Source organism: Pseudomonas sp. NCHU5216, from assembly GCF_052156495.1.
GTDB lineage: Bacteria > Pseudomonadota > Gammaproteobacteria > Pseudomonadales > Pseudomonadaceae > Aquipseudomonas.
In genome coordinates, this window is the sequence record NZ_JBQLIX010000030.1 from 24,977 (window position 1) to 47,052 (window position 22,076).

Annotated in this window: 23 protein-coding genes, 3 tRNA genes and 1 pseudogene; 7 read left to right on the plus strand and 20 right to left on the minus strand. The window is 60.7% G+C overall.

The genetic code is table 11. The features are described 5' to 3' along the window. Positions 1 to 201: 201 nt before the first annotated feature. The 3 genes from ACSVIK_RS18765 to ACSVIK_RS18775 all read left to right on the plus strand — a co-directional run bounded on the left by ACSVIK_RS18765 (position 202) and on the right by ACSVIK_RS18775 (position 3,102). A complete protein-coding gene (locus ACSVIK_RS18765; RefSeq protein WP_442445746.1) occupies positions 202 to 1,383 on the plus strand; it encodes a pyridoxal phosphate-dependent aminotransferase in 1,182 nt (393 codons plus the stop codon). Continuing rightward, positions 1,373 to 2,080, plus strand: coding sequence for a DNA/RNA nuclease SfsA (gene sfsA, locus ACSVIK_RS18770; RefSeq protein WP_442445747.1), 708 nt, complete (start codon positions 1,373 to 1,375; stop codon positions 2,078 to 2,080). The genes ACSVIK_RS18765 and sfsA overlap by 11 nt, the downstream gene beginning before the upstream one ends. 107 nt (positions 2,081 to 2,187) lie before the next feature. Further along, entirely contained in the window at positions 2,188 to 3,102 is a 915-nt protein-coding gene (locus ACSVIK_RS18775; RefSeq protein WP_442445748.1) for a DMT family transporter, read from the plus strand. Between the two features lie 77 nt (positions 3,103 to 3,179). On the opposite strand, the gene ACSVIK_RS18780 is transcribed toward ACSVIK_RS18775, so the two are convergent. The 3 genes from ACSVIK_RS18780 to ACSVIK_RS18790 all read right to left on the minus strand — a co-directional run bounded on the left by ACSVIK_RS18780 (position 3,180) and on the right by ACSVIK_RS18790 (position 4,145). Beyond that, a complete protein-coding gene (locus tag ACSVIK_RS18780) occupies positions 3,180 to 3,626 on the minus strand; it encodes a hypothetical protein (protein ID WP_442445749.1) in 447 nt (148 codons plus the stop codon). Between the two features lie 10 nt (positions 3,627 to 3,636). Beyond that, complete coding sequence (locus ACSVIK_RS18785; protein ID WP_442445750.1) at positions 3,637 to 3,810, minus strand: hypothetical protein; 174 nt, start codon at positions 3,808 to 3,810, stop codon at positions 3,637 to 3,639. A 125-nt stretch (positions 3,811 to 3,935) separates the two neighbouring features. Next, positions 3,936 to 4,145 carry a hypothetical protein gene (locus ACSVIK_RS18790; protein ID WP_442445790.1) on the minus strand — a complete coding sequence of 70 codons (210 nt, stop codon included), beginning with the start codon at positions 4,143 to 4,145 and terminating at the stop codon, positions 3,936 to 3,938. Positions 4,146 to 4,367: 222 nt separating this feature from the next. Here ACSVIK_RS18790 and ACSVIK_RS18795 point away from each other — a divergent pair. Further along, positions 4,368 to 4,444: transfer RNA gene (locus ACSVIK_RS18795), tRNA-Met, on the plus strand. 60 nt (positions 4,445 to 4,504) lie between these two features. Here ACSVIK_RS18795 and ACSVIK_RS18800 read toward each other — a convergent pair. The 7 genes and pseudogenes from ACSVIK_RS18800 to ACSVIK_RS18830 form a co-directional block, all read right to left on the minus strand. After that, positions 4,505 to 4,687 (minus strand): YhfG family protein, encoded by a 183-nt coding sequence (locus ACSVIK_RS18800; RefSeq protein WP_442445787.1) that lies wholly within the window; start codon positions 4,685 to 4,687, stop codon positions 4,505 to 4,507. Beyond that, positions 4,684 to 5,043, minus strand: coding sequence for a helix-turn-helix domain-containing protein (locus tag ACSVIK_RS18805; RefSeq protein WP_268181669.1), 360 nt, complete (start codon positions 5,041 to 5,043; stop codon positions 4,684 to 4,686). Before ACSVIK_RS18805 ends, ACSVIK_RS18800 begins: the two co-directional genes overlap by 4 nt. Then, positions 5,043 to 5,345 (minus strand): type II toxin-antitoxin system HigB family toxin, encoded by a 303-nt coding sequence (locus tag ACSVIK_RS18810; protein ID WP_442445751.1) that lies wholly within the window; start codon positions 5,343 to 5,345, stop codon positions 5,043 to 5,045. Before ACSVIK_RS18810 ends, ACSVIK_RS18805 begins: the two co-directional genes overlap by 1 nt. A gap of 166 nt (positions 5,346 to 5,511) precedes the next feature. Then, complete coding sequence (locus tag ACSVIK_RS18815; RefSeq protein WP_442445788.1) at positions 5,512 to 6,417, minus strand: methyl-accepting chemotaxis protein; 906 nt, start codon at positions 6,415 to 6,417, stop codon at positions 5,512 to 5,514. Continuing rightward, a pseudogene (locus tag ACSVIK_RS18820) lies at positions 6,412 to 7,755 on the minus strand (PDC sensor domain-containing protein); the annotation flags it as partial. The pseudogene ACSVIK_RS18820 and the gene ACSVIK_RS18815, both read right to left, overlap by 6 nt. A 478-nt stretch (positions 7,756 to 8,233) precedes the next feature. Beyond that, a complete protein-coding gene (locus ACSVIK_RS18825; protein ID WP_442445752.1) occupies positions 8,234 to 8,524 on the minus strand; it encodes a HigA family addiction module antitoxin in 291 nt (96 codons plus the stop codon). 106 nt (positions 8,525 to 8,630) lie between these two features. Beyond that, positions 8,631 to 9,131, minus strand: a complete 501-nt coding sequence (locus ACSVIK_RS18830) for a BRO-N domain-containing protein (protein WP_442445753.1) — start codon at positions 9,129 to 9,131, stop codon at positions 8,631 to 8,633. Between the two features lie 258 nt (positions 9,132 to 9,389). On the opposite strand from ACSVIK_RS18830, the gene ACSVIK_RS18835 reads away from it, so the two are divergent. Then, on the plus strand, positions 9,390 to 9,662 hold the full coding sequence (locus ACSVIK_RS18835) for a DNA-binding protein (RefSeq protein ID WP_442445754.1): 273 nt from the start codon (positions 9,390 to 9,392) through the stop codon (positions 9,660 to 9,662). 299 nt (positions 9,663 to 9,961) lie between these two features. On the opposite strand, the gene ACSVIK_RS18840 is transcribed toward ACSVIK_RS18835, so the two are convergent. The 10 genes from ACSVIK_RS18840 to ACSVIK_RS18885 all read right to left on the minus strand — a co-directional run bounded on the left by ACSVIK_RS18840 (position 9,962) and on the right by ACSVIK_RS18885 (position 19,441). After that, entirely contained in the window at positions 9,962 to 11,404 is a 1,443-nt protein-coding gene (locus tag ACSVIK_RS18840; protein WP_442445755.1) for a P-loop ATPase, Sll1717 family, read from the minus strand. 611 nt (positions 11,405 to 12,015) lie between these two features. Next, the gene (ychF, locus tag ACSVIK_RS18845; protein ID WP_442445756.1) at positions 12,016 to 13,116 is read right to left on the minus strand and encodes a redox-regulated ATPase YchF; all 1,101 of its coding nucleotides are present in this window, start codon (positions 13,114 to 13,116) and stop codon (positions 12,016 to 12,018) included. A 24-nt stretch (positions 13,117 to 13,140) separates the two neighbouring features. Next, complete coding sequence (pth, locus tag ACSVIK_RS18850; RefSeq protein ID WP_442445757.1) at positions 13,141 to 13,731, minus strand: aminoacyl-tRNA hydrolase; 591 nt, start codon at positions 13,729 to 13,731, stop codon at positions 13,141 to 13,143. A 60-nt stretch (positions 13,732 to 13,791) separates the two neighbouring features. Continuing rightward, on the minus strand, positions 13,792 to 14,409 hold the full coding sequence (locus ACSVIK_RS18855; RefSeq protein ID WP_442445758.1) for a 50S ribosomal protein L25/general stress protein Ctc: 618 nt from the start codon (positions 14,407 to 14,409) through the stop codon (positions 13,792 to 13,794). Between the two features lie 108 nt (positions 14,410 to 14,517). Then, positions 14,518 to 15,459 (minus strand): ribose-phosphate pyrophosphokinase, encoded by a 942-nt coding sequence (locus ACSVIK_RS18860; protein WP_037046880.1) that lies wholly within the window; start codon positions 15,457 to 15,459, stop codon positions 14,518 to 14,520. Between the two features lie 46 nt (positions 15,460 to 15,505). Next, a tRNA-Gln gene (locus ACSVIK_RS18865) sits at positions 15,506 to 15,580 on the minus strand. 55 nt (positions 15,581 to 15,635) lie between these two features. Continuing rightward, a tRNA-Gln gene (locus ACSVIK_RS18870) sits at positions 15,636 to 15,710 on the minus strand. Between the two features lie 26 nt (positions 15,711 to 15,736). Further along, a complete protein-coding gene (ispE, locus tag ACSVIK_RS18875; RefSeq protein ID WP_442445759.1) occupies positions 15,737 to 16,609 on the minus strand; it encodes a 4-(cytidine 5'-diphospho)-2-C-methyl-D-erythritol kinase in 873 nt (290 codons plus the stop codon). Positions 16,610 to 17,099: 490 nt separating this feature from the next. Next, entirely contained in the window at positions 17,100 to 17,717 is a 618-nt protein-coding gene (gene lolB / locus ACSVIK_RS18880) for a lipoprotein insertase outer membrane protein LolB (RefSeq protein ID WP_442445789.1), read from the minus strand. Continuing rightward, positions 17,714 to 19,441, minus strand: a complete 1,728-nt coding sequence (locus tag ACSVIK_RS18885) for a tetratricopeptide repeat protein (RefSeq protein ID WP_442445760.1) — start codon at positions 19,439 to 19,441, stop codon at positions 17,714 to 17,716. Before ACSVIK_RS18885 ends, lolB begins: the two co-directional genes overlap by 4 nt. 228 nt (positions 19,442 to 19,669) lie before the next feature. Between ACSVIK_RS18885 and hemA the strand changes: the two genes are divergently transcribed. Further along, the gene (gene hemA, locus ACSVIK_RS18890) at positions 19,670 to 20,950 is read left to right on the plus strand and encodes a glutamyl-tRNA reductase (protein ID WP_442445761.1); all 1,281 of its coding nucleotides are present in this window, start codon (positions 19,670 to 19,672) and stop codon (positions 20,948 to 20,950) included. Then, positions 20,947 to 22,029 (plus strand): peptide chain release factor 1, encoded by a 1,083-nt coding sequence (prfA, locus tag ACSVIK_RS18895; protein ID WP_442445762.1) that lies wholly within the window; start codon positions 20,947 to 20,949, stop codon positions 22,027 to 22,029. Before hemA ends, prfA begins: the two co-directional genes overlap by 4 nt. The last annotated feature ends 47 nt before the right edge of the window (positions 22,030 to 22,076 follow it).

The following is a 22,076-nucleotide window of genomic DNA, read 5'->3' on the forward strand; positions in this document are numbered from 1 at the left end:
CGGGCGAACTTACCAGATCGAATCAGGGCGCGCTACTCCCGGTTGTCCACGCAGTGGCGGGTTGTGAACGAAAGCTGCATGGGTGCGCGTTGCAGGCGTAACGGCAGGTGTCGACGGCACTGAAAGACGCACCCGTTGCGCTTGCCGCCCGGCTAGCGCGCCCTGCTAGAATCCGCCGCTCGCCACCCTGAAGACAGACCCATGCCTCAGCTCTACAGCGCGCGTAGTCGCGCCATCGAACCCTTCCACGTGATGGCCTTGCTGGCGCGCGCCAACGAGTTGCAGGCCGCCGGGCATGACGTGATTCACCTGGAGATCGGCGAGCCGGATTTCACCACCGCCGAGCCCATCATCCGCGCCGGCCAGGCCGCCCTGGCCGCCGGGCACACCCGCTACACCGCTGCGCGTGGCCTGCCGCAACTGCGCGAGGCCATCGCCGGCTTCTACGCCGAGCGTTATCGCTTGAGCATAGACCCACAACGCATTCTGGTGACGCCAGGCGGCTCCGGAGCGCTGCTGCTGGCCGCCAGCCTGCTGGTGGATCCGGGCAAGCACTGGCTGCTGGCCGATCCCGGTTACCCCTGCAATCGCCACTTCCTGCGCCTGGTCGAAGGCGCCGCGCAACTGGTGCCGGTCGGCCCCGATGTGCGTTACCAGCTCACCCCGCAACTGGTGCAGCGCCACTGGGATACCAGCAGCGTCGGCGCCCTGGTGGCCTCGCCGGCCAACCCCACCGGCACCTTGCTGCACAAGGACGAGCTGGCGGCGTTATCCACCTGCCTCAAGCAGCGCGGCGGCCATCTGGTGGTGGACGAGATCTACCACGGCCTGACCTATGGCTGCGATGCGCCCAGCGTGCTGGAAGTCGACGACGAGGCCTTCGTGCTCAATAGTTTCTCCAAATATTTCGGCATGACCGGCTGGCGCCTGGGCTGGCTGGTGGCGCCCGAGGCGGCGGTGCCGGAGCTGGAGAAACTGGCGCAGAACCTCTACATCAGCGCGCCGAGCATGGCCCAGCACGCCGCGCTGGCCTGCTTCGAGCCGGATACCCTGGCGATACTCGAAGAGCGCCGCCACGAATTCCAGCGTCGCCGCGACTACCTGCTGCCGGCGCTGCGTGAGCTGGGCTTCGGCATCGCCGTGGAGCCGGAAGGCGCCTTCTATTTATATGCCGACATCAGCGCCTTCGGCGGCGACGCCTTCGCCTTCTGCCGCCACTTCATCGAAACCGAGCACGTGGCCTTCACCCCGGGCCTGGATTTCGGCCGTTATCAGGCCGGGCACCACGTACGCTTCGCCTACACGCAGAACATCGAGCGCCTGCAGCAGGCCGTCGAACGTATCGCCCGTGGCCTGAAAAGCTGGCAGCCCGATGCGCTTTGATCCGCCGCTGGAAGAAGGGCGCCTGCTGCGCCGCTACAAACGCTTTCTCGCCGATATCGAGACGGCCAGTGGCGAGCTGCTGACCATTCACTGCGCCAACACCGGCTCGATGCTCAACTGCATGAGCGAAGGCTGCCGGGTGTGGTTCAGCCGCAGCAACGACCCCAAGCGCAAGCTGCCGGGCAGTTGGGAAATCAGCGAAACCCCGCAAGGGCGCCTGGCCTGCATCAACACCGCGCGGGCCAACGCCCTGGTGGAGGAGGCGCTGCGCGCCGGGCTGATCAGCGAGCTGGCCGGTTTCACGGCGCTCAAGCGCGAAGTGCCCTATGGCGTGGAGAACAGCCGCGCCGACTTTCGCCTGGACTACGCCGAGGGGCCGGTCTATGTGGAGGTCAAGAGCGTCACCCTGGGCTTCGACGGCAGCGACATTGCCGCCTTCCCCGATGCCGTGACCCTGCGCGGTGCCAAGCACCTGCGCGAACTGGCGGCGCTGGCGCGGGCCGGGGTGCGCGCGGTGCAACTGTATTGCGTGAACCTCTCCGGCATCCGCGCCGTGCGCGCTGCCGAGGAAATCGACCCGGCCTACGCCGCCGGCCTGCGCGAGGCCAAGGCCGCCGGAGTGCAGGTGCTGGCCTACGGCGCCGAACTCAGCCCTGAAGGCATCGCCCTGGTGCGGCGGCTGGACGTACAGGTCTGAGCATCCGCTGCCTTGCCAAGCTCGGCATGCCTCCGTATGGTGCAAGGCCGCTGCATCGCAAGCTTCCTAATCAATGCGCATGACCCTGCGCACCCTGTTGCCGAACCATGACTGCCCTCAATCATTCCCGTCCACTGGCCTTCAGCGGCCTGATACTGGCCAACCTGTGCTGGTCCGGCAATGCCCTGGTGGCGCGCGCCTTCGCCGGTGAGATCACGCCCTTCACCCTGTCGTTCTGGCGCTGGTGCCTGGCTTTGGCGCTACTGCTGCCCTTCGTTGCCTTGCCGCTGTGGCGTCACCGCGCCGCGCTACGCCATGCCGGCTGGCGCCTGCTGGTGCTCGGTGCCCTGGGCATCACCGGCTACAACACCTTGCTCTACAGCGCGGCGCAGACCACGGCGGCCATCAACATCTCCCTGGTCAACACCTGCCTGCCGTTGGTGACCTTCATCGGCGCCGGCCTGCTGCTCGGCGAGTGGCCGGCGCGCCGCGCCTGGTGGGGCATGGCCGTGGCCGTGCTGGGCCTGGCGGTGCTGATCGGCCAAGGCCAGTGGAGCCGCCTGGCGGGCCTGGCCTTCAACCAGGGCGACATGATCATGCTGCTGGCGGTGGTGGACTGGTCGCTCTACTCGCTGTTGTTGCGGCGCTGGTCGGCTTATCTGCAACCCATTCCACCGCTGGCGCTGCTGGGTGTGTTCATTCTGCTCGGCGTGCCGCTGATCCTGCCGCTCTACCTCTATGACCTGAGCCAGGGCGCACACCTGGCGCTGAACACCGCCAACCTCTCGGCCATCGCCTACACCGCCGTGTTCGCCTCGCTGGTGGCCTACCTGGGCTGGAACCATGGCATCCGGGTAGTGGGCGCGGCCAGGGCGGCGCTGACCAACTATCTGATGCCGGTGTTCACCGCGCTCTTGGGCTGGGTACTGCTGGGCGAGAGCCTGCAGGCCTATCACTGGATCGGCGCGGCGATGATCTTCGGTGGCCTGCTGCTGGCGACCCGCCCGCGCAGGAGCGCGTAACCGCGTAGGGTGGATCACGCTTCATCGATCCACCTGGCGTGCGGTGGATGAAAAAAGCGTCATCCACCCTACGGCTATCACTCCGGCCTGAGCATCACGAAGGCTTCGCCGCCCTCGCGGTCGTGCATGATGATGAACGGCTGGCCGGCGATCATCAGCTTCGCCGGCACGCGGCGCGGCACCTCGGTGCCGGCGCTTTCCGCAGCGGCGCTGAGCAGTTGCCGGGTCAGGCTGTCGTCCTGCTGGCTGTCGGTGGTGATCACGCACTCGTGGCTGGTTTTCACCTGCAAACCGAGGCTCTTGTCGGCATTGAAACCGACGGTGGCGAAGCCCATGTCGGTCAGATCCTCGATGCCGTGCTGGCGCGCCACGCTGTGCGCCTCGGCGAAGCTCGGCGCTGTCTTCAGGCAGATATCGCGAAAGGCCTGCACCGCTGGCGAGCTGATCGGCATGGGCGGCTGCGTACCCAGGCCCGCACAGGCCGAGAGCAGAGTGGCGCTGGCGAACAGAGCGAGCTTCTTCATTGCATCTTCCTTAATGAGAGGGGAGTTGTTGGCACAGGTCATGGCCAAGCAATTGCGAGGCCAGCCCCTTGGCCAGGTAGGTTTCTACCACGCGGCCATCGGCGCACCCGGTTCGGTGGCCGATAGCGAGGCCGACGGACAACAACACGAACAAGGCCAGGCCGATATGCTGGATGGGCGTCATGACTGGGCACTCGAATAAACGATGGACGAGGATGCAGAGGCCAGCAAGGGATGACAAGTGCGCCAGTGCGCAACTCTGGTGCTCGGTTTGCTCCGAGCGTTTATCGCGCAGCCTTGATGTTTTGGTCAGGGCAGCGTGATTGCCAGCGTGCCCAGTGCAAGGTGTGCGATGACGGCCCAGCTAATGGCGCTGATCAGGCCAAGCACGCCGTAACCGACAACGATTCCCAGCGCGATCTGCTTCCACAGCCCGGCGAAGCGGTTCGCCTCATGTCGGTGGCGCATCGGCATATCGCGCTCGGCGCGCAGGTCGTCGAAGTCGTCTCTGTCTCTCAAGGTAGGCTCCAGGGCCGAACGGCCCGAATGGGGTAGGGCGGGGCGCTATTTTCTGGCATGGCCAGAGCGCCACACAAGCGTCGCGACGAGGCAAAAATCGTCTGGCACGGGGCCGATGTCCCCTATCCAGATGCCACGACCTAACCACTTGATAAAACGTAAATTTATCGATGATCTGGGGTTGACAGCAGTGGGCGAGGCGCGGAAAATGCGCGCCACGTTGGCTACATAGCTCAGTCGGTTAGAGCGCAGCATTCATAATGCTGATGTCCCAGGTTCAAGTCCCGGTGTAGCCACCATAAATTTCAAGGGGTTAGCGCAAGCTAGCCCCTTTTTATTTGCTCCGCTTTTTGTCTCTTTCAGCCGCACTTAGAGCGAAGCTGGCTGAATATCGCTTCGTGTGAAGGTAATGGGCGTTCCGCATCGGCAGGCGTGACCTGAAAACCCGCCAAGTGCAGACTGGCGATGTAGTTGGAACGACGCACCCTGGCGAAGTAGGCTTGTGAAAGATCTGATAAAAGCCCTTCACCCCTAGCTGTCAGGCCACGTCCGCCAGCAAACTTTCATAGGGGATACGTAGGCCGTCATGCAGGCGTCTGATCATCGCCAGGCTCAATTTCCGTTTGCGGTTCAGCACTTCGGAAACCCGGCCACTGGAGCCAATGAATGGCTCGAGGTCGCGCGGCGTCAGGCCTTGCTGATCCATACGAAATTTGATGGCTTCGATAGGGTCGGACGGCGGCATCGGGGCGTGCTCGTCTTCGTATTTACCCACAAGTAGAGCCAGCACTTCGAGTTCGTCACCTTCAGGCGTACCAATCTCTGCGCCCCACAGCTCGTCAATGCGCGCCATCGCGGCCACGTAGTCCTGCTCGGTGCGAATGGGCTTGATGTTCATCACACAGTCTCCGCGTCAATTTGGTCGTATTGGGCATGAGTACCAACGAAGCGCACCTTGGCCAATTGTCGTTGATAGTCGATGGCAAGAATTATCCGGTACTTGTTTCCCGCGATGTTGAACACCACTCGACCTCCCTTGAGAATGCTGGCTGTGCGCAACTCGGCCTTCAGCTCCTGTGGTGTAAGGTATGTCGCCTTCTCCATATGCCTGTACCACTCCACCATGGGTAACTGAGCATCGGCATAAGCAGGGCTGCTCTCCCAGAGTGTTCTGAGCGTCCCTCTCGAAATAACATGCACTGGATTTCTCCCGTTTTGGGAGATTCTGGGTTGTCCGAACCGTAAGGGCAAGATTCGGTGACGCCAGTGATAAGGGGTGGGGCAGGGGGGCGACTGATTCATGAGCGCTTCACGCAACATTTGCCGCACTGCCTCTACCATCGACCCCTTGTGTTCGTCGCTCCTGTTACGCCCTCTTGATCTTGAAGCGGCTCAGCTCACGTTGCAGCACCGAAGCGCGCTCGGACAGTTCCTTCGCCGCGACCGCACAGGCCTGTGAGTTGGACTGGTTCTTCTGCGTCACTTCGTCGATTTGCTCGAGCCCGACACTCGCCTGCTGCAGGCCGGAAGCCTGTTCGCTGGAGGCCTGGTAGATCTGCGACACCAGGCTGGAAACCGCCGTGGTGCCGGTGACGATGCCCCTGAGCGACTCGGCGGTGCGGCCGGCGATGACCATGCCGCGCTGGGTCTTGACCGAGGAATCGGCAATCAAGGCCGAGGTCTGCTGCGCGGCTTCGGCGCTGCGTGCAGCCAGGCTGCGAACCTCGTCAGCGACCACGGCAAAACCACGGCCCAGTTCACCGGCGCGGGCAGCCTCGATGGCGGCATTGAGTGCCAGCAGGTTGGTCTGGGCTGCAATGTTGTCGATGGTGGTGATGATCGCTGTGATGTCCTTGCCTGACTTGTCGATTTCCGTCATGGCGTCGATCAGCTCGCTCATCAGCTTGTCGCTTTCACCGGCATCGGCGCATGAGAGCTGTGATTGATCATCGGCTTTCTTGGCATTGCCGGCATTCTCGGTGGTCTGCGCGGCCATTTGCGTCATCACCGCGCTGATCTCGGTAATCGATGAAGCCGAGTTGGAGGCGCCTTCGGACAGCGACTGGCTCAGCTCGCTGACCTGAGCGGAACTGCCGGCAATCTGTGTGGCACTGCGCTGCACTTCGGAAATCAGGCCATTCAAGTTGCCGACCATTTTCTCCAGGGACATGCCCAGGGTGTCCTTGGGCGAGGACAGTTGCACCTGCAGATCCAGATCCCCTTCGGAGATACGCTCGGCGACCCGCACCTGCCGTTGCAGGCTGTCCGACATATCGTTGAGGGCATAGGCGAGTTGCCCCACTTCATCCTCGGTCTTCTGCACCAGGCGCTGAGAGAAGTCACCCAGGCTGATATTGCCCGCCAGTACCGCCGCCTCGCGGATCGGCCCGACGATTCTGGCGGCTGTCAGCCACAGCGCGACCAGCGCCAGCAGGGAAATGCCCAGGCCCACGACGATCTGCCAGATGCTGTTGTCGATACTGCGTGCTTGCAGTTCCTGCTCCAGGGCAATGGCCTGGCTCATGACCACCGCTTTGGGCAAGCGAATCAGCAAGGACCAAGGTTTGCCGGTGCGGCCCAGCTCAATCGGCACCTGCACCTCGAAGTTTTCGCTGGCCGGGTCGAGCAGGCTTTCTGCATGGCCTTCCTGGATGTTCTTCAATACCTTTTCCCAGGACTCGGGCAGCAAGGTCTTGAGCGCTTGCCCGATCAGATCGCTGCGTTGGCTGTCGGCCACGATCAGGCCTTGATGGCTGAGAATCGACACGCTGCCTTTGCCACCGTAAAGCTCGGCGGACATCTGTTCGCTGAGCTTCTGGATAAAGGCTATGTCGAAGTCCGCCCCTACCACGCCTTGGAACTTGCCCTCGGCGACAATGGGCACCGACAGGGTGGTCAGCCACACATTCTTGCCTTGCACCACGTAGGGCAGCGGATCCAGCACGCTTTCCTTGCCGGTGTCACGCGGGCCGCTGTACCAGCCACCTTTCAGCACGCCGTTGGGGTGCTTGTCCGCCGAGTCATATTCCACCAGCGGCTGCACCGCGATCTTGCCATCGGCGCTACGCGTCCAGTACGGGGTAAAGCGCCCGGTCACGGGGTTGTTACCGTCCCGATCATTGCGGAATGCCTGATCCATACCATCCAGCGCATCCGGCTCCCAGCAGGAATAAGTGCCGTTGAATTCCGGGTTATCTTTCAAAACGCTGAGCAGTACCGTATTGATCTGCTCGCGACCCATCGCCAGCGGGCTTTGCGCTGACTTGCTGGCAGAAAAGGTGTTGGCCATGGTGCGCGCCGCATCCAGTGCGTTCTGCAACTTGGCTTGAATGGCGTTGGCGCGGGATTCGGCGAGGTTCTGCAGTTCTCTGAACGTCGATTTCTCGATCAGCTTGGAAACTTCTTCCGAGACATAAGCCTCATTGGCTCGCCCACTCACGAGACCATATCCCACCAGACTGGCGGATGAGAGGAACAGGCACACACCGGCTGTGGCACATATACGTACCTGTAGCGATTTGAATTTCATAATAGCCTCGGACTTTCTAAGCCTGCATAAAAGATGGCGGCATTCGGCTCCTTTGCATAAAGCTTCCACATCCAAAAACATCCACGGTTGCCCTGCATCAAGGACGACTAATCCTCGCCAGGACTGCAATAAGTTATCTGCTGATCAACGCTTGTTATCGCCAGCAGCGCGTGAGCGACAGCCATAACGAGTTGAACGATGAGTGCAGAGAAAAACTGCCCGTGAACGTGTTATTTCTTGTTTCTCCAAAAACAGAGCCAATGGAGAGAGCAAGTAGCCTCTTATTCAAGTAAAGAGGTCTTGTATTAATTCATAACATGCAAGGGCTGTCTGAGGTTGACGCAGATCAAGCTGGCGCTAGGTTAAGGGAGGGGGTGGTGCTGCAAGGTAATACTTTCGTCCTGAATGAGAAAACTTTGGTCGCAACAGGCGTACATATAAAAAACTGAAGAAGTAAGGGCTGTGAGAAGTATTTCGTTTTAGTGGGCTGGCAGGGGGTGAACTGCCGGGTTCAAACCGCTTGCGCAGTCTTTTGTGCTGGAAGGGGGGGCTTTTTTACTTAACCGACAGCACGCAGAGGCTGAACCTTATGTTCGATCTCTTCGCCTGCCTCTGCATAGGTAACCGCTAACGCGTACTCGGTCTGCCGGTTCATCCAGAACTGAGCCGATGTGTCGAAGTAGCGGCCTAGCCGAATAGCCGTATCGGCGGTAATGCCACGACGCTCCCGCACGATGTCATTGATGGTTGGCGCCGACACATGCAGAGCACGAGACAGTGCGGTTGGAGTCATGCCCAGCGGCTCAAGGAACTCTTCGCGTAGCACTTCGCCAGGGTGAACGGGGCGCATGCGTTAATCCTTAACGTTAAGCGTTAAATCGATCGTACGTGGCAAGAACCAACTGAGGCCAGTGCTTTTTACCTGTCATGGATTGCCGCATCTGGCGAGTTGGCCATCAGCGCCACCAGCGCTGGAGCATTGCGCGCAGCGAGCGCTCGCCGGGGGTGGGCGGTGGGGCGAAGCGGGGCAGGTCGCGCAGGGCGATCCATAGATCACCTTGCCATTCCAACAGGCTGATGCGCTGGCGATCCCAGGCCATCAGCGTGCGTTTTGGTTCTTGCGCGCGATGCTCCCAGGCATCGCGCAGGGCGGGCAGGGCTGCATGAGTGAGCCAGCGGCGCAGGTGGCGATTCTCGGAATGGCTGAAACGGCACAGGGCGCGGTAAAGCGCGGACTCGCTGAGCACCTGCACAGGCTCTGCATCGCCCTGGTGGGTACGGAAGATCACTGTGCGTACCTGGTCGTCATCCATCAGCCGGCAGATTCGCTCCGGGTGGCGGTGCCCCATCAACAGGCCGAACTCCTTGGCGCAGACCCAGGGCTGGCGGTCGATCATCACGCTGCGCAGCGGGCGGTTGTGGCGCATCAGCAGCAAGGGGATGTAGCTTTCTTCCATAAAGGCCTCCGTGGGTTCAGGTAGGCGTGCGTCTTCTCTGATGGGTGTCATGCCAGATGCTGAGCTGGTATGAACTTTTGCCGAGTGTTGCGTTGCGGAAACCCGCTACAGGCTGGGCACACATCAGAACAGGCATGTTCCATGTGATTGCTCCTATAATCGGGCACCAGCAGTGGTATGCTTTATGTGTATTAGGTACACAATTGAATAATACATGTCGCTCGCTAAATGTACATAGAACATTCATGGCTTTTTATAATGAGCGAAGGGATTACCGATAGAGGTCTTAAATTGCTGGAAATTGCCAGCATCAAGGCCCTGGCTGAAGCCGGAAGCACTGCCTACGTACGCTGGCAGAACATAAAGAGAGGTAAGGCCCGCATCGGGGCGAACGAGATCGAGATTCTCGGGCGAGTATTTCCTAGCTACAGGTGGTGGTTGTTGACTGGCGAAGCGATGCCGGAACATGGCCAGACGAGCCCTGATTACGACGAAGCCAGCCGAAACCAGGACGGCTCAAACGCAGGGTAGGACAGGAAATAAATCTGTCCCCTTTTCCGGTCCCTGGGCATCAAGGGTGGAGGCGTGGTGTCGGGCACGCTGCTGTTGATGGAAAGCGGCCTGGCGCTTAGGATTCATGAAGGCTGCTCCTTGGCTTCGGCGGTGTGTTCGCAACTATCCATCGTAGACTTGGAGCAGCCTTTTTCGTTTCATATCAAAGGGCTGAGCGCAAAGTAAGTGCCATTCAAATCTGTCCCCTTTTTCATTGTGGGGATTCCTCAGAATCTGTCCCCTTTTCGATGGTCCCCTTTTCGGTCCCTGAATATCGTCTAGTCCTCGCTAGGTGAGAGATTGAGGAAAATGTCAGTTAGATTGTCCGGCTGTAGGGCCCATCTGTAAGCTGGATGCATTTCCCAATCAAATCCAAAATCAACAAATTTATGTGAGAGGTATCTGCTTTCTTCAAAATATCTCCTCTCGATAAATTGGCCTTTTTCTTTTCTGGCGGTTAAGAAATTTATTTTGTACAGGAATGCGGCAAGATCTTTAGTTTCGGCAACTTTGCTTCCGTAGAAGTGGAATGTAAAATTTTGCTGTATGTTTTTTATTTTTTCTAATAGCGTTGTTGTGGTGTATATATATCCTGAGCCTGATCGCTTTTCTGCTCTGGAAGGTTTCATTCCAAATAGCAGTCTTTCGATGTCCGGTAGTTCAGAGCGATATTCGTTTATAGTGTCTTGAAGTCGACCTTGAGAATACTCTTCAAATATGCTGTTAAAATCTTTTGTGCCTATTAGTTCGTGGTCGTTGCTGCTGGCATGCTTTGCTGCCAATGTACAGAGTTTGACAAGGTCTCGTGGTCTCTTCCGAATAAGAGACATCATCATTCTATAGGTAGGAATATTTTCCCATTTTCCCTTCCCGTTAAAGAAAGGCTCTATGACTTGGTTAAGGTGCCCTGCTAGTATGGGCTGGGAAAGATTGGTCAAAGTTTCAGTTGATGTGCTCATGCCAAAGTACTGGTCTACACGCTTTGCTAGCAGGGCAAGAATTTCATGATTAGACCAAGAGAACCAAACTACTGAGCCTTCTATTTTGTCCGTGGACTCATCAGATGTTCTGACTAAATAATATACATCAGATCTTAAACTTACTCTGAAAGCAACACCCTTTACCTCTGAAGCAATGTCTCTGATGGCATTAAGTAATGCGGATATTTTTCTAATATCTGTCTTGGTTCCTTGCCAGCCCCTGTCTAGGTCGTCAAGGTAAATGTATATTTTTCCTGTCCTCAGGAAATCTTTTATTACTGCTGCTTTTGCAGGGGCTAGACTTATATAGTCTTCTGCTCGGAAAGTGGATTGTAAAAAATCAATTATCTGTCCGCCGTAGCTATTTAATTTTCCTCTCCAGTTGTCTTGTAGTAGACCAAAAGATATTAATGCTTTTTTGGAGATTATTTCTGTAATTCCAGACTTCCATTCTCTTATAAGTTTTAAAAAGTCTGTTTCGTTTTCGCCTATACCTGCGATGTCGTCAGGCTTGATTAATATTGTCAGTTTTCCTGCGGCGGTTTGTTCCGCCATTGCTACGTGGAACAATGCAGATTTTCCGATTCCTTTGTGGCCGACTAGTATGCGAATGGGAAGCTCGTTTGCTACTTGGGAATAGACTTTGCCTTTGAAGTAATAGGCTTTTAGTCTGTCTATGTCTTCATCTTCTGCTGCTTCGTGGCCAAATAATGCTGCGATATTTTCTTCGGTGAATTTCATTATGTGTCCCTGTTTAAATATATTCTGCGACGAGAGAAAATAGATTATTTTAGATTGGAAAGTTTCTTTGAAAAATTTATTAAAAATTCTCGTTAGGGTGTTTTCTCATGTTGTAGACGGGGGTAATACTATCCCCCCGGCCTATAGTAATAGATTAGTCGATGAAGTTTTCGTAGGAGCTGACCTTGGGCAAGAGCTGCTCGGCTTGGTTCTTGTCCTTTGGCTTGTCATCGAAATGGACGCGCACGTTCTCTCACGTCCACTTATAGATTTCTGCAGAGCAGATCAGCGGTAGGGGGGCGATCAGGGCAAGAAGGAATCGGATCATACGGCAGCTTCCATGCAGGAGAGGGCGTGCTGGCTGACCCAGGAGCGCCACAGTTCAGGCAAAAGGGGAGCCCCTTTTTACCTCAAAACACCATGCAACGGATATTAGCCAATAGCTGGCACTGGCGAAAGCCCCGTTTTTACAGGCTTTCAGCTTCTACCGAAGGAGGTGGTGCTTTTTCATAATTCCCAGCTCCCGCCAGCCTTAACCCGTTAATTCCCCCACCCCAAAAACAACAAAACCCCGCTTTCGCGGGGTTCTGTTTATACACTGCTTACAACGATCAAACGTTAAAGCGGAAGTGCATCACGTCGCCGTCCTTGACGATGTAGTCCTTGCCTTCCAGGCGCCATTTGCCGGCTTCCTTGGCGCCGGCTTCGCCCTTGTAGGCGATGAAGTCGTCGTAGGCGACCACTTCGGCGCGGATAAAGCCTTTCTCGAAGTCGGTGTGGATCACGGCAGCAGCCTGCGGGGCGGTGGCGCCGACGCGCACGGTCCAGGCACGTACTTCCTTCACGCCAGCGGTGAAGTAGGTCTGCAGGTTGAGCAGCGAGTAACCGGCCCGGATCACGCGGTTCAGGCCCGGCTCTTCCATGCCCATGGTTTCGAGGAACATCTGCATTTCTTCGAGATCGTCCAGTTCGGCGATCTCGGCCTCGATCTTGTTGCACACCGGCACGACGATGGCGCCTTCTTCCTCGGCGATGGCGTTTACCACGTCGAGGTGCGGGTTGTTCTCGAAGCCGTCTTCGGCGACGTTGGCAATGTACATCACCGGTTTGGTGGTAAGCAGGTGGAAGCTCCTGGCCAGGCGCCTCTCGTCGTCACCCAGGTTTTTCAGCAGGCTGCGCGCCGGCTTGCCTTCGGTGAGGTGGGGGATGAACTTCTCCAGCAGTGCCTTTTGCGCCACGGCTTCCTTGTCGCCACCCTTGGCGGTGCGAGCGACGCGCTGCAGTTGCTTCTCGCAGCTATCGAGGTCGGCCATGATCAGTTCGAGGTCGATGATCTCGATGTCGCGCTTGGGGTCGACGCTGTTGGCGACGTGGATGACGTTCTCGTCCTCGAAGCAGCGCACGACGTGGGCGATGGCGTCGGTTTCGCGGATGTTGGCGAGGAACTTGTTGCCCAGGCCTTCACCCTTGGACGCGCCCGCTACCAGGCCGGCGATGTCGACGAATTCCATGGTGGTGGGGATGACGCGCTCGGGTTTGACGATCTCGGCCAGGGCGTCCAGGCGGGCGTCGGGCATGGGCACGATGCCGCTGTTCGGCTCGATGGTGCAGAAGGGGAAGTTTTCCGCCGCGATGCCGGATTTGGTGAGGGCGTTGAACAGGGTGGACTTGCCGACGTTGGGCAGGCCGACGATGCCGCAGTTGAATCCCATGGTGTGACCCTCGGTGAAAGGTGGTTACTGGGTAGCCTTCTGGCTATGCAGTTTGCGCATGGCCACGGTCCAGTCGCCGGCGAGTATTTCCGGCAGGACGTCCAAGGCGAAGTCGATGCTCTTGTCGAGCAGTTCCTGTTCGCCGCGTGGGGCGCGCCCGAGCACGTAGCCGGAAACCAGGCTGGCGTGCCCTGGGTGGCCGATGCCGAGCCGCAGGCGATGGAAGTTATTCTGGTTGCCGAGCTGGGCGATGATGTCGCGCAGGCCGTTGTGCCCGCCGTGGCCGCCGCCCTGTTTGAGCTTGGCGACGCCGGGGGGCATGTCGAGTTCGTCGTGGGCCACCAGGATCTCTTCAGGCTTGAGCTTGAAGAAATTGGCCAAGGCCGCCACGGCCTGGCCGCTGCGGTTCATGTAGGTGGTGGGGATGAGCAGACGAACTTCGCGCCCTTGGTGGTCGAATTTGCCCACCAAGCCGAAATATTTGCGATCCACAGCAAGGTTGGCGCGCTGGCTGGCCGCCACGCGCTCAACGAAAAGGGCCCCTGCATTGTGCCGGGTCTGGTCGTATTCGGGGCCGGGGTTACCTAGGCCAACGATCAGTTTTACGGCAGTCATACAGGAGCCCTTTCGAGAACATGGCCCGGCGTGATCGCATGCCGGGCCTGCTACTGACGATTACTCGGCAGCGCCTTCTTCACCGGCGGCTTCTTCACGAACGCGCGGCAGGTGGATGCTGGCTACCGGCAGGTCGCTGCCGTGGGCCAGAGCAACCAGCTCGACGCCTTTCGGCAGTTTGATGTCGGACAGGTGAACGGTCTGGTCAACGGCAACGTTGGCCATGTCGACTTCGAGGAATTCCGGCAGGTCTTTCGGCAGGCAGGAAACTTCGACTTCGTTCAGGGCGTGGAGGATTTCGCCGCCGCCTTTCTTGACGCCAACGGCGCTGGCTTCGTTGACGAAGTGCAGCGGTACGTGGGCGGTCAGCTTCTGGCCGGCAACCACGCGCTGGAAGTCAGCGTGCAGTACGAAGCCTTTGGCCGGGTGGCGTTGCAGGGCCTTGATCAGGACGCTTTCTTTGGTGCCGGCAACGTCCAGGGTCAGAACGTGGCTGAAGGCCGCTTCGTTTTCCAGCAGCTTGGCCAGGTCTTTGGCCAGCAGGCTGATCGATTGCGGGGCTTTTTCGCCGCCGTAGATCACGGCAGGCACCATGGACACGTTACGACGCAGGCGGCGGCTCGCACCTTTCCCCAGGTCGGAACGCACTTCGGCATTCAGGGCAAATTCAACAGTCATTTCACTTCTCCAAAATAACCAAACCGCCTACAGGCTTGCGACCAGCCTTGGGCGGTAGGGCAAAAAGCCCCGCACGAGGCGGGGCAGTGTTGATCTGGCCTGTTCCGCTTAGCGGAACATGGCGCTGATCGATTCTTCGTTGCTGATGCGGCGAACCGCTTCGGCGACGACCGGGGCGATGTCGAGCTGGCGAATACGCGAGCAGGACTGTGCCGCAGCGGACAGCGGGATGGTGTTGGTCACCACCAGCTCGTCCAGCGAGGAATTCTCGATGTTCTCGATGGCGCGGCCGGACAGCACCGGGTGGGTGCAGTAGGCGTAGACCTTGGCGGCGCCGCGATCCTTCAGGGCCTTGGCCGCGTGGCACAGGGTGCCGGCGGTGTCGACCATGTCGTCGACCAGGATGCAGGTACGGCCTTCGACGTCACCGATGATGTGCATGACTTCGGACTGGTTGGCCTTCTCGCGACGCTTGTCGATGATCGCCAGGTCGACGCCGAGGCTCTTGGCCACGGCACGGGCGCGTACCACGCCGCCGATGTCGGGGGAGACGATCATCAGGTTGTCGAAGCGCTGGTCTTCGATGTCGTCGACCAGTACCGGGGAGCCGTAGATGTTGTCCACCGGGATGTCGAAGAAGCCCTGGATCTGGTCAGCGTGCAGGTCGACGGTGAGCACGCGGTCGATACCGACCACGGTGAGCATGTCGGCCACCACTTTGGCGCTGATCGCCACACGCGCGGAACGCGGGCGGCGATCCTGGCGGGCGTAACCGAAGTAGGGGATGACCGCAGTGATACGAGTGGCCGAGGAACGGCGGAAGGCGTCGGCCATCACTACCAGTTCCATCAGGTTGTCGTTGGTGGGTGCACAGGTCGGCTGGATCAGGAAGACGTCCTTGCCGCGGACGTTCTCGTTGATTTCGATCATGACTTCGCCGTCGGAGAACCGACCGACCGAAGCATCGCCGAGGGGAATGTGCAGCTGACGAACGATCCGTCGCGCCAGATCGGGGTTGGCATTCCCCGTGAAGACCATCATCTTGGACACGCGCAGTACCTGCCGGCTGAGGGTATACCTGGATGGGTATGGAAAATGGCAGGGGCGGCTGGATTCGAACCAACGCATGGCAGGATCAAAACCTGCTGCCTTACCGCTTGGCGACGCCCCTATATCTGTGTCGAATGTCGTGCTATCCGGTTGTCGATGCCTCCCGAGGGAGGTTATGGCAGGGGCGGCTGGATTCGAACCAACGCATGGCAGGATCAAAACCTGCTGCCTTACCGCTTGGCGACGCCCCTGTATCGTATAACCGAATGTCGAACATTCACTTCTTGGCCAATGCTTGGAGCTTGCGGTGCAGCATCGAGATGTTGCGACCTTGAGCGACAAAGCTCGGCAGAGTGCCTGGAAGTTGGCGGGCGACTTTATCAGCATCGTCCCGATTTGGGAAGCTCCCAAATACGCAAGCTCCAGTGCCGGTCAATCTAGCTGGAACAAATTTGTTCAGCAAGATCAAAGCGTTACGAACTGCTGGGTAACGCTTCTCGACGACCGGCTGGCAGTCGTTACGACCACCCCCCGCAAGAAGGCTGCGAACTTTAATGGGCGGCGTATCCCGTGTCAACTCGGGCGCAGCGAAAACTTCTGCTGTGCTTACAAAGACTTGCGGCACGGCGACGAGGAACCAGGGTTCGCTCAGTTCCACCGGGGTCAGGCGCTCGCCAACGCCCTCGGCGAAGGCTGCGCGGCCGCGCACGAATACCGGCACGTCGGCACCCAGGGCCAGGCCCAGTTCGGCCAGGCGATCCTCACCCAGTTGGGTGTGCCACAGGTGGTCGAGGCCGAGCAGGGTGGTGGCGGCATCCGAGCTGCCGCCGCCGATGCCACCGCCCATGGGCAGGCGCTTGTCCAGCCAGATATCGGCACCGAGCTGGGTGCCGCTGGCCTCTTGCAGGCGGCGGGCCGCACGCACGATCAGGTTGCTGTCGTGCGGCACGCCGTCGATGGGCGTGTGCAGGCGGATCTCGCCGTCCTGGCGCAGGCTGAAGCCGAGCTCGTCTCCATGGTCGAGGAACTGGAACAGGGTCTGCAGCTCGTGATAGCCGTCGGCGCGGCGGCCGAGGATATGCAGCATCAGGTTGAGCTTGGCGGGGGCGGGCAGGGTGAGTTCGGCGTGGGCGGGGATGGCGGTGGTCATGACGATTTCGGCAGCGGCAGGTGTAGCCCGGATGGAATCCGGGGCTTGGTGGCGATGGCTCCCGGATTTCATCCGGGCTACGGCTTTTAGCACCTTTGGGCGTTTTGTGGGAGGGATTTGGGGGTTGCGTGCGGGTTTGGCCCCCTCTCCCCGAGGGGAGAGGGCGTTTGTAGCCCGGATGCAATCCGGGGATTGGAGGCGCGGGGTTCCCGGATTTCATCCGGGCTACGGTAATGGTGCGCGCAGCGCACCCTACGGGGCTTTGGGTGCGCTGGTTGGCTTTGACTCCCCTCTCCCGCTCGCGGGAGAGGGGCTGGGGGAGAGGGCGTTTGTAGCCCGGATGCAATCCGGGGATTGGGGAGCGCGGGCTTCCCGGATTTCATCCGGGCTACGGCAATGGTGCGCGCAGCGCACCCTACGAGGCTTAGCTTGCTGCGGGGGAGGGGGTGGTTCGGTGTGGCGGAGGTTTTGGCCTGCCGCCAAGGCTCTGCTACTGCCCCAACTGACGCGGTTGCCAGTCTTTGATTACCAGGGTGATATCCAGATCCTGGCCGTGGAGTTTCAGGCGGTCGGGCAGGGCGTAGCCGTTCTGTTCGGTGTAGCTGAGGTAGTCGACCTGCCAGCCGTCTTGCTCCAGGCGGGCCAGGTGGCTGGCGCCGTCGAGGGTGATGTGGCTCTTGCTGCCGGGGGCCGGCAGGCCGCGTATCCACCAGAGCAGGTTGGATACCGGCAGATCCAGGCGCAACTGCTCACGTAGCAGGGCTTCCGGCGACTCGGCCTGGTAGCGGCCACGGTTGGCCACTTCCAACACGATGTCACCCGGGCGGCCGGTCAGGCGCGCCGCGCCGCCACCGAGCGGGCCGGACAGGCGGATGTCGTAGTAGTCCTGGCGCTGCAGCCAGAACAGCGTGGCGCTGCCGGAGTCGCGCGGGGCGCGAATGCCGATCTTGCCGCTGATCTGCCAGCCGTCGAGCTGGGTGATCTGCTGCTTGTGGGCTTGCCATTGCTCGCGATTGCCCTGGCCCTCCACGGTTTCATGGGAGGTCAGGCCGGCGCAGCCGGCGAGCAGGGCGATGAGGCTGAAGGTCAGTAGGTGGCGCAACATCAGGGAGTCTCGGAACCTGTCAGGCGCTGCAGGGTGCTGCGCAGGATTGGGCTGTCGGGGGCGTTCTTGAGGGCTTCGCGCCAGACGCGGCGGGCTTCGTCCTGCTTGCCTTGGGCCCAGAGCACTTCGCCCAGGTGGGCGGCGACTTCGTGGTCGGGGAATTTCTTCAAGGCCTGGCGCAGCAGGCGCTCGGCTTCGGCCAGGTTACCCAGGCGGTAGTTGACCCAGCCGAGGCTGTCGAGGATGGCCGGGTCGTCCGGGTTGAGCTGGTGGGCCTTTTCGATCAGCGCACGGGCTTCGGCGTAGCGCGTGGTGCGGTCGGCCAGGGTGTAGCCCAGGGCGTTGAGGGCCATGGTGTGTTCCGGCTCGCGCTCGAGGATGAAGCGCAGGTCGGTTTCCAGTTGGGCCAGGTCATCGCGCTTTTCCGCCAGCATGGCGCGGGTGTAGAGCAGGTTGAGCTCGTCGGGGAACTGCTCCAGGCCCTGGTTGATCACCGTCCAGGCTGCATCGACCTGGCCGGCGTTGCTCAGTGTCTCGGCCTCCAGCAGGTAGAGCTGGATGGCGTAGTCGGGCTGCGCCTCGCGGGCCTTGGCCAGGCGCTGGGAAGCCTCGTCGTAGCGCCCGGCGCTCACCAGAATCTCGGCCTGGCGTTGCTGCGCCGGGAGGAATTCGTTGCCGGGGCCGACCTGGGCATATTCGAGCAGGGCGCTGTCGTTGTCCTTGAGTTCTTCGTAGGCGCGGCCCAGGTTGTAGTGGGCGGCATCGACGTGGCTGTTGCGCTCGACCAGCTCGTCGAGATAGACGATGGCCTCTTCCCAGGCCTCGGCCTCCAGGCAGACCAGCGCCAGGGAGAAGCGCAGGTCGTCGTCGTTGGGGTTTTCCTGCACCAGCTTGGCGAATTCGCCCTTGGCGTCGTCCAGGCGGTCGTGTTCTACCAGCAGGCGCGCGTAGGTCAGGCGCAGACGCTTGTCCTCGGGGTGCTGGCGGATGCCCTTTTCCAGTAGCGGCAGCGCTTCCTCGCCACGGCCAAGGCTTTGCAGCAGGCGTGCGCGCAGTAGCAGCGGGGAGACTTCGCGGGAGCTGGCGGGCTGCTCTTCGAGCAGGTGCAGGGCCTCTTCGGAGCGGCCGTCTTCTTGCAGCAGAATGGCCTTGCCGAACAGCAGTTGGCTGTTGTCCGGGTACTTGGCCAGCAGGCGGTCGAAGCCCTGCAGCAGGCCGGCGCGGGTTTCCGGGTCGGTTTCCGCAGCGGAGAGGGCAAGGAAGTCGAAGTGGGTGTTGCCCTGGCGTTGCAGCACCTGCTCCATGAAGGTCATGGATTCGTCGTAGCGGCCTGCGCGCGCCAGTTGTATGGCTGCGGCGCGCTGCGCGTCGATGTCGTCAGGGGCGGCAGCGGCCCAGATCAGTGCGGTTTCCAGCGCGGCTTCGTCGGCGCCGAGGTATTCGGCGATACGGAAGGCGCGTTCGGCCACGCCAGGGTCACGCGTGGTTTCGGCTTGCTGCACGTAGTTGCCCAGCGCAATGTCGAAACGGTTGCGCTGCCCGGCCAGCTCGGCGGTGAGCAGTGAGTAGAGCGTCTGTTCGCTGAACGAGCCGTACTGCTCAGGCTTCGGCTTGGCGGCCTGATCGGCTTCCTGCACCGGCGGGGTGCCGTCCGGCTCCTGCGGCGCGAAGGCCTGGCAGCCGCTGAGTAGGGCGAATGCGGTAAGTAACGCGAGGGGTCTTTTCATAGTGCCTTGTCGTGCTTGATGGCGGGCGCGGGCGCTGCTTCGTCGATGCGGCCCGCCCCTGGCGACTGTCGCGGCATCATGACACAAGCCTCGGAGCAAGCCCATGGGGCGCGTGATCGATCCATGATGTGGCGGGCCGTCTATTGGGACAATAGGTTGTGGGAGTTGTTCTCGCCGAGGCGAAGTAGGACAATTGCCGGCTTCCGTATTGCCCCTCAGCGACTCTGCATGGCCTTCATCGCCCTCGGTATCAACCACAAGACCGCCTCGGTAGAGGTGCGCGAGCGCGTGGCCTTCACCCCGGAGCAACTGGTCGAGGCGCTGCGCCAGTTGTGCCAGCTGACGTCCAGCCGCGAGGCGGCGATCCTCTCTACCTGCAACCGCAGCGAGCTGTATCTGGAGCAGGAGCATTTCCAGGCCGATGAAGTGCTCAGGTGGTTGGCCGACTACCATCGCCTGAGCCTGGACGAGTTGCGCGCCTGCGCCTACGTGCACAGCGACAACGACGCGGTGCGGCACATGATGCGCGTGGCCTGCGGGTTGGATTCGATGGTGCTGGGCGAGCCGCAGATTCTCGGCCAGCTCAAGTCCGCCTACGCCGTGGCGCGTGAGGCTGGCACCATCGGCCCGCTGCTGGGGCGCCTGTTCCAGGCCACCTTCAGCACTGCCAAGACCGTGCGCACCGACACCGCCATCGGCGAGAACCCGGTATCGGTGGCCTTCGCCGCAGTGAGCCTGGCCAAGCAGATCTTCGCTGACCTGCACCGCAGCCAGGCGCTGCTGATCGGCGCTGGCGAGACCATCAGTCTGGTGGCGCGTCACCTGCATGATCAGGGCATCAAGCGCATCGTCGTCGCCAACCGCACGCTGGAGCGTGCCAGCCAGTTGGCCGAGCAGTTCGGCGCCCATGCCGTGTTGCTTGCGGACATTCCCGACGAGCTGGCGCACAGCGACATCGTCATCAGCTCCACCGCCAGCCAGTTGCCGATTCTTGGCAAGGGCGCCGTGGAAAGTGCGTTGAAAAAGCGCAAGCACAAGCCGATCTTCATGGTCGACATCGCCGTGCCGCGCGATATCGAACCGCAGGTGGGTGAGCTGGACGACGTCTATCTCTATACCGTCGACGACCTGCACGAGGTCATCGAGGAAAACCTCAAGAGCCGCCAGGGCGCGGCGCAGGCCGCCGAGGAGCTGGTGGCCGCCGGCACCGACGATTTCATGCAGCGCCTGCGCGAGCTGGCCGCGGTGGACGTGCTCAAGGCCTACCGTCAGCAAGCCGAGCGCCTGCGCGACGAGGAGCTGGCCAAGGCCCAGCGCATGCTGGTCAATGGCGCCAACCCCGAAGACGTGCTGGCGCAACTGGCTCGTGGCCTGACCAACAAGCTGCTGCACGCACCCAGTGTGCGCATGAAGAAACTCACCGCCGAGGGGCGCGTCGATGCGCTCAGCCTGGCTCAGGAATTGTTCGCCCTCGACGAGGGCGCGCCGCAGGACAAAGGTCTGCAATGAAAGCTTCACTGTTGAACAAGCTGGACAACCTCAGCGACCGCTTCGAGGAACTCACGGCGCTGCTCGGCGACGCCGAGGTGATCGCCAAGCAGAGCCAGTTCCGCGCCTATTCCAAGGAATACGCCGAAATCGAGCCGGTGATCGCCACCTTCCGTGAGCTGCGCAAGGTGCAGAGTGACCTCGAAGGCGCGCAGGCGCTGCTCAAGGACAGCGATGCCGACATGCGCGAGATGGCCGAGCAGGAAGTGGCCGAGGCCCGCGATGCCCTGGTCGTGCTGGAAGACAAGCTGCAACGCATGCTGCTGCCCAAGGATCCTAACGACGGGCGCAACGTCTACCTGGAAATCCGCGCCGGCACGGGCGGCGATGAGGCGGCAATCTTCTCCGGCGACCTGTTCCGCATGTATTCGCGTTATGCCGAGAAGCAGGGCTGGCGGGTCGAAGTACTGTCGGCCAACGAGGGCGAGCATGGCGGCTTCAAGGAAGTGATCGCCCGCGTCGAGGGCGACAACGTTTACGCCAAGCTCAAGTTCGAGTCCGGCGCCCATCGCGTGCAGCGCGTGCCGGAGACCGAATCCCAGGGCCGCATCCACACCTCTGCCTGCACCGTGGCGGTATTGCCGGAGCCGGACGAACAGGCGGCCATCGAGATCAACCCGGCCGACTTGCGGGTGGACACCTACCGCAGCTCCGGGGCTGGCGGTCAGCACGTCAACACCACCGACTCGGCCATCCGCATTACCCACATTCCCACCGGCACCGTGGTGGAATGCCAGGAAGAGCGCTCGCAGCACAAGAACCGCGCCAAGGCCATGGCCTGGCTGGCGGCCAAGCTGCAGGATCAGCAGGAAGCGGCAGCGCACAAGGAAATCTCCGAGACGCGCAAGCTGCTGGTGGGTTCCGGCGACCGCTCCGAGCGCATCCGCACCTACAACTTCCCCCAGGGCCGGGTGACCGACCACCGCATCAACCTGACCCTGTATTCGCTGAACGAAGTGATCGCCGGCAGCGTAGAAGCGGTGATCGAACCGCTTTTGGCCGAATACCAGGCCGACCAGTTGGCGGCGTTGGGAGATTAGGGGCAGCGGCAAGCTACAAGCCGCAAGTTGAACGTGCAGAACCGTAG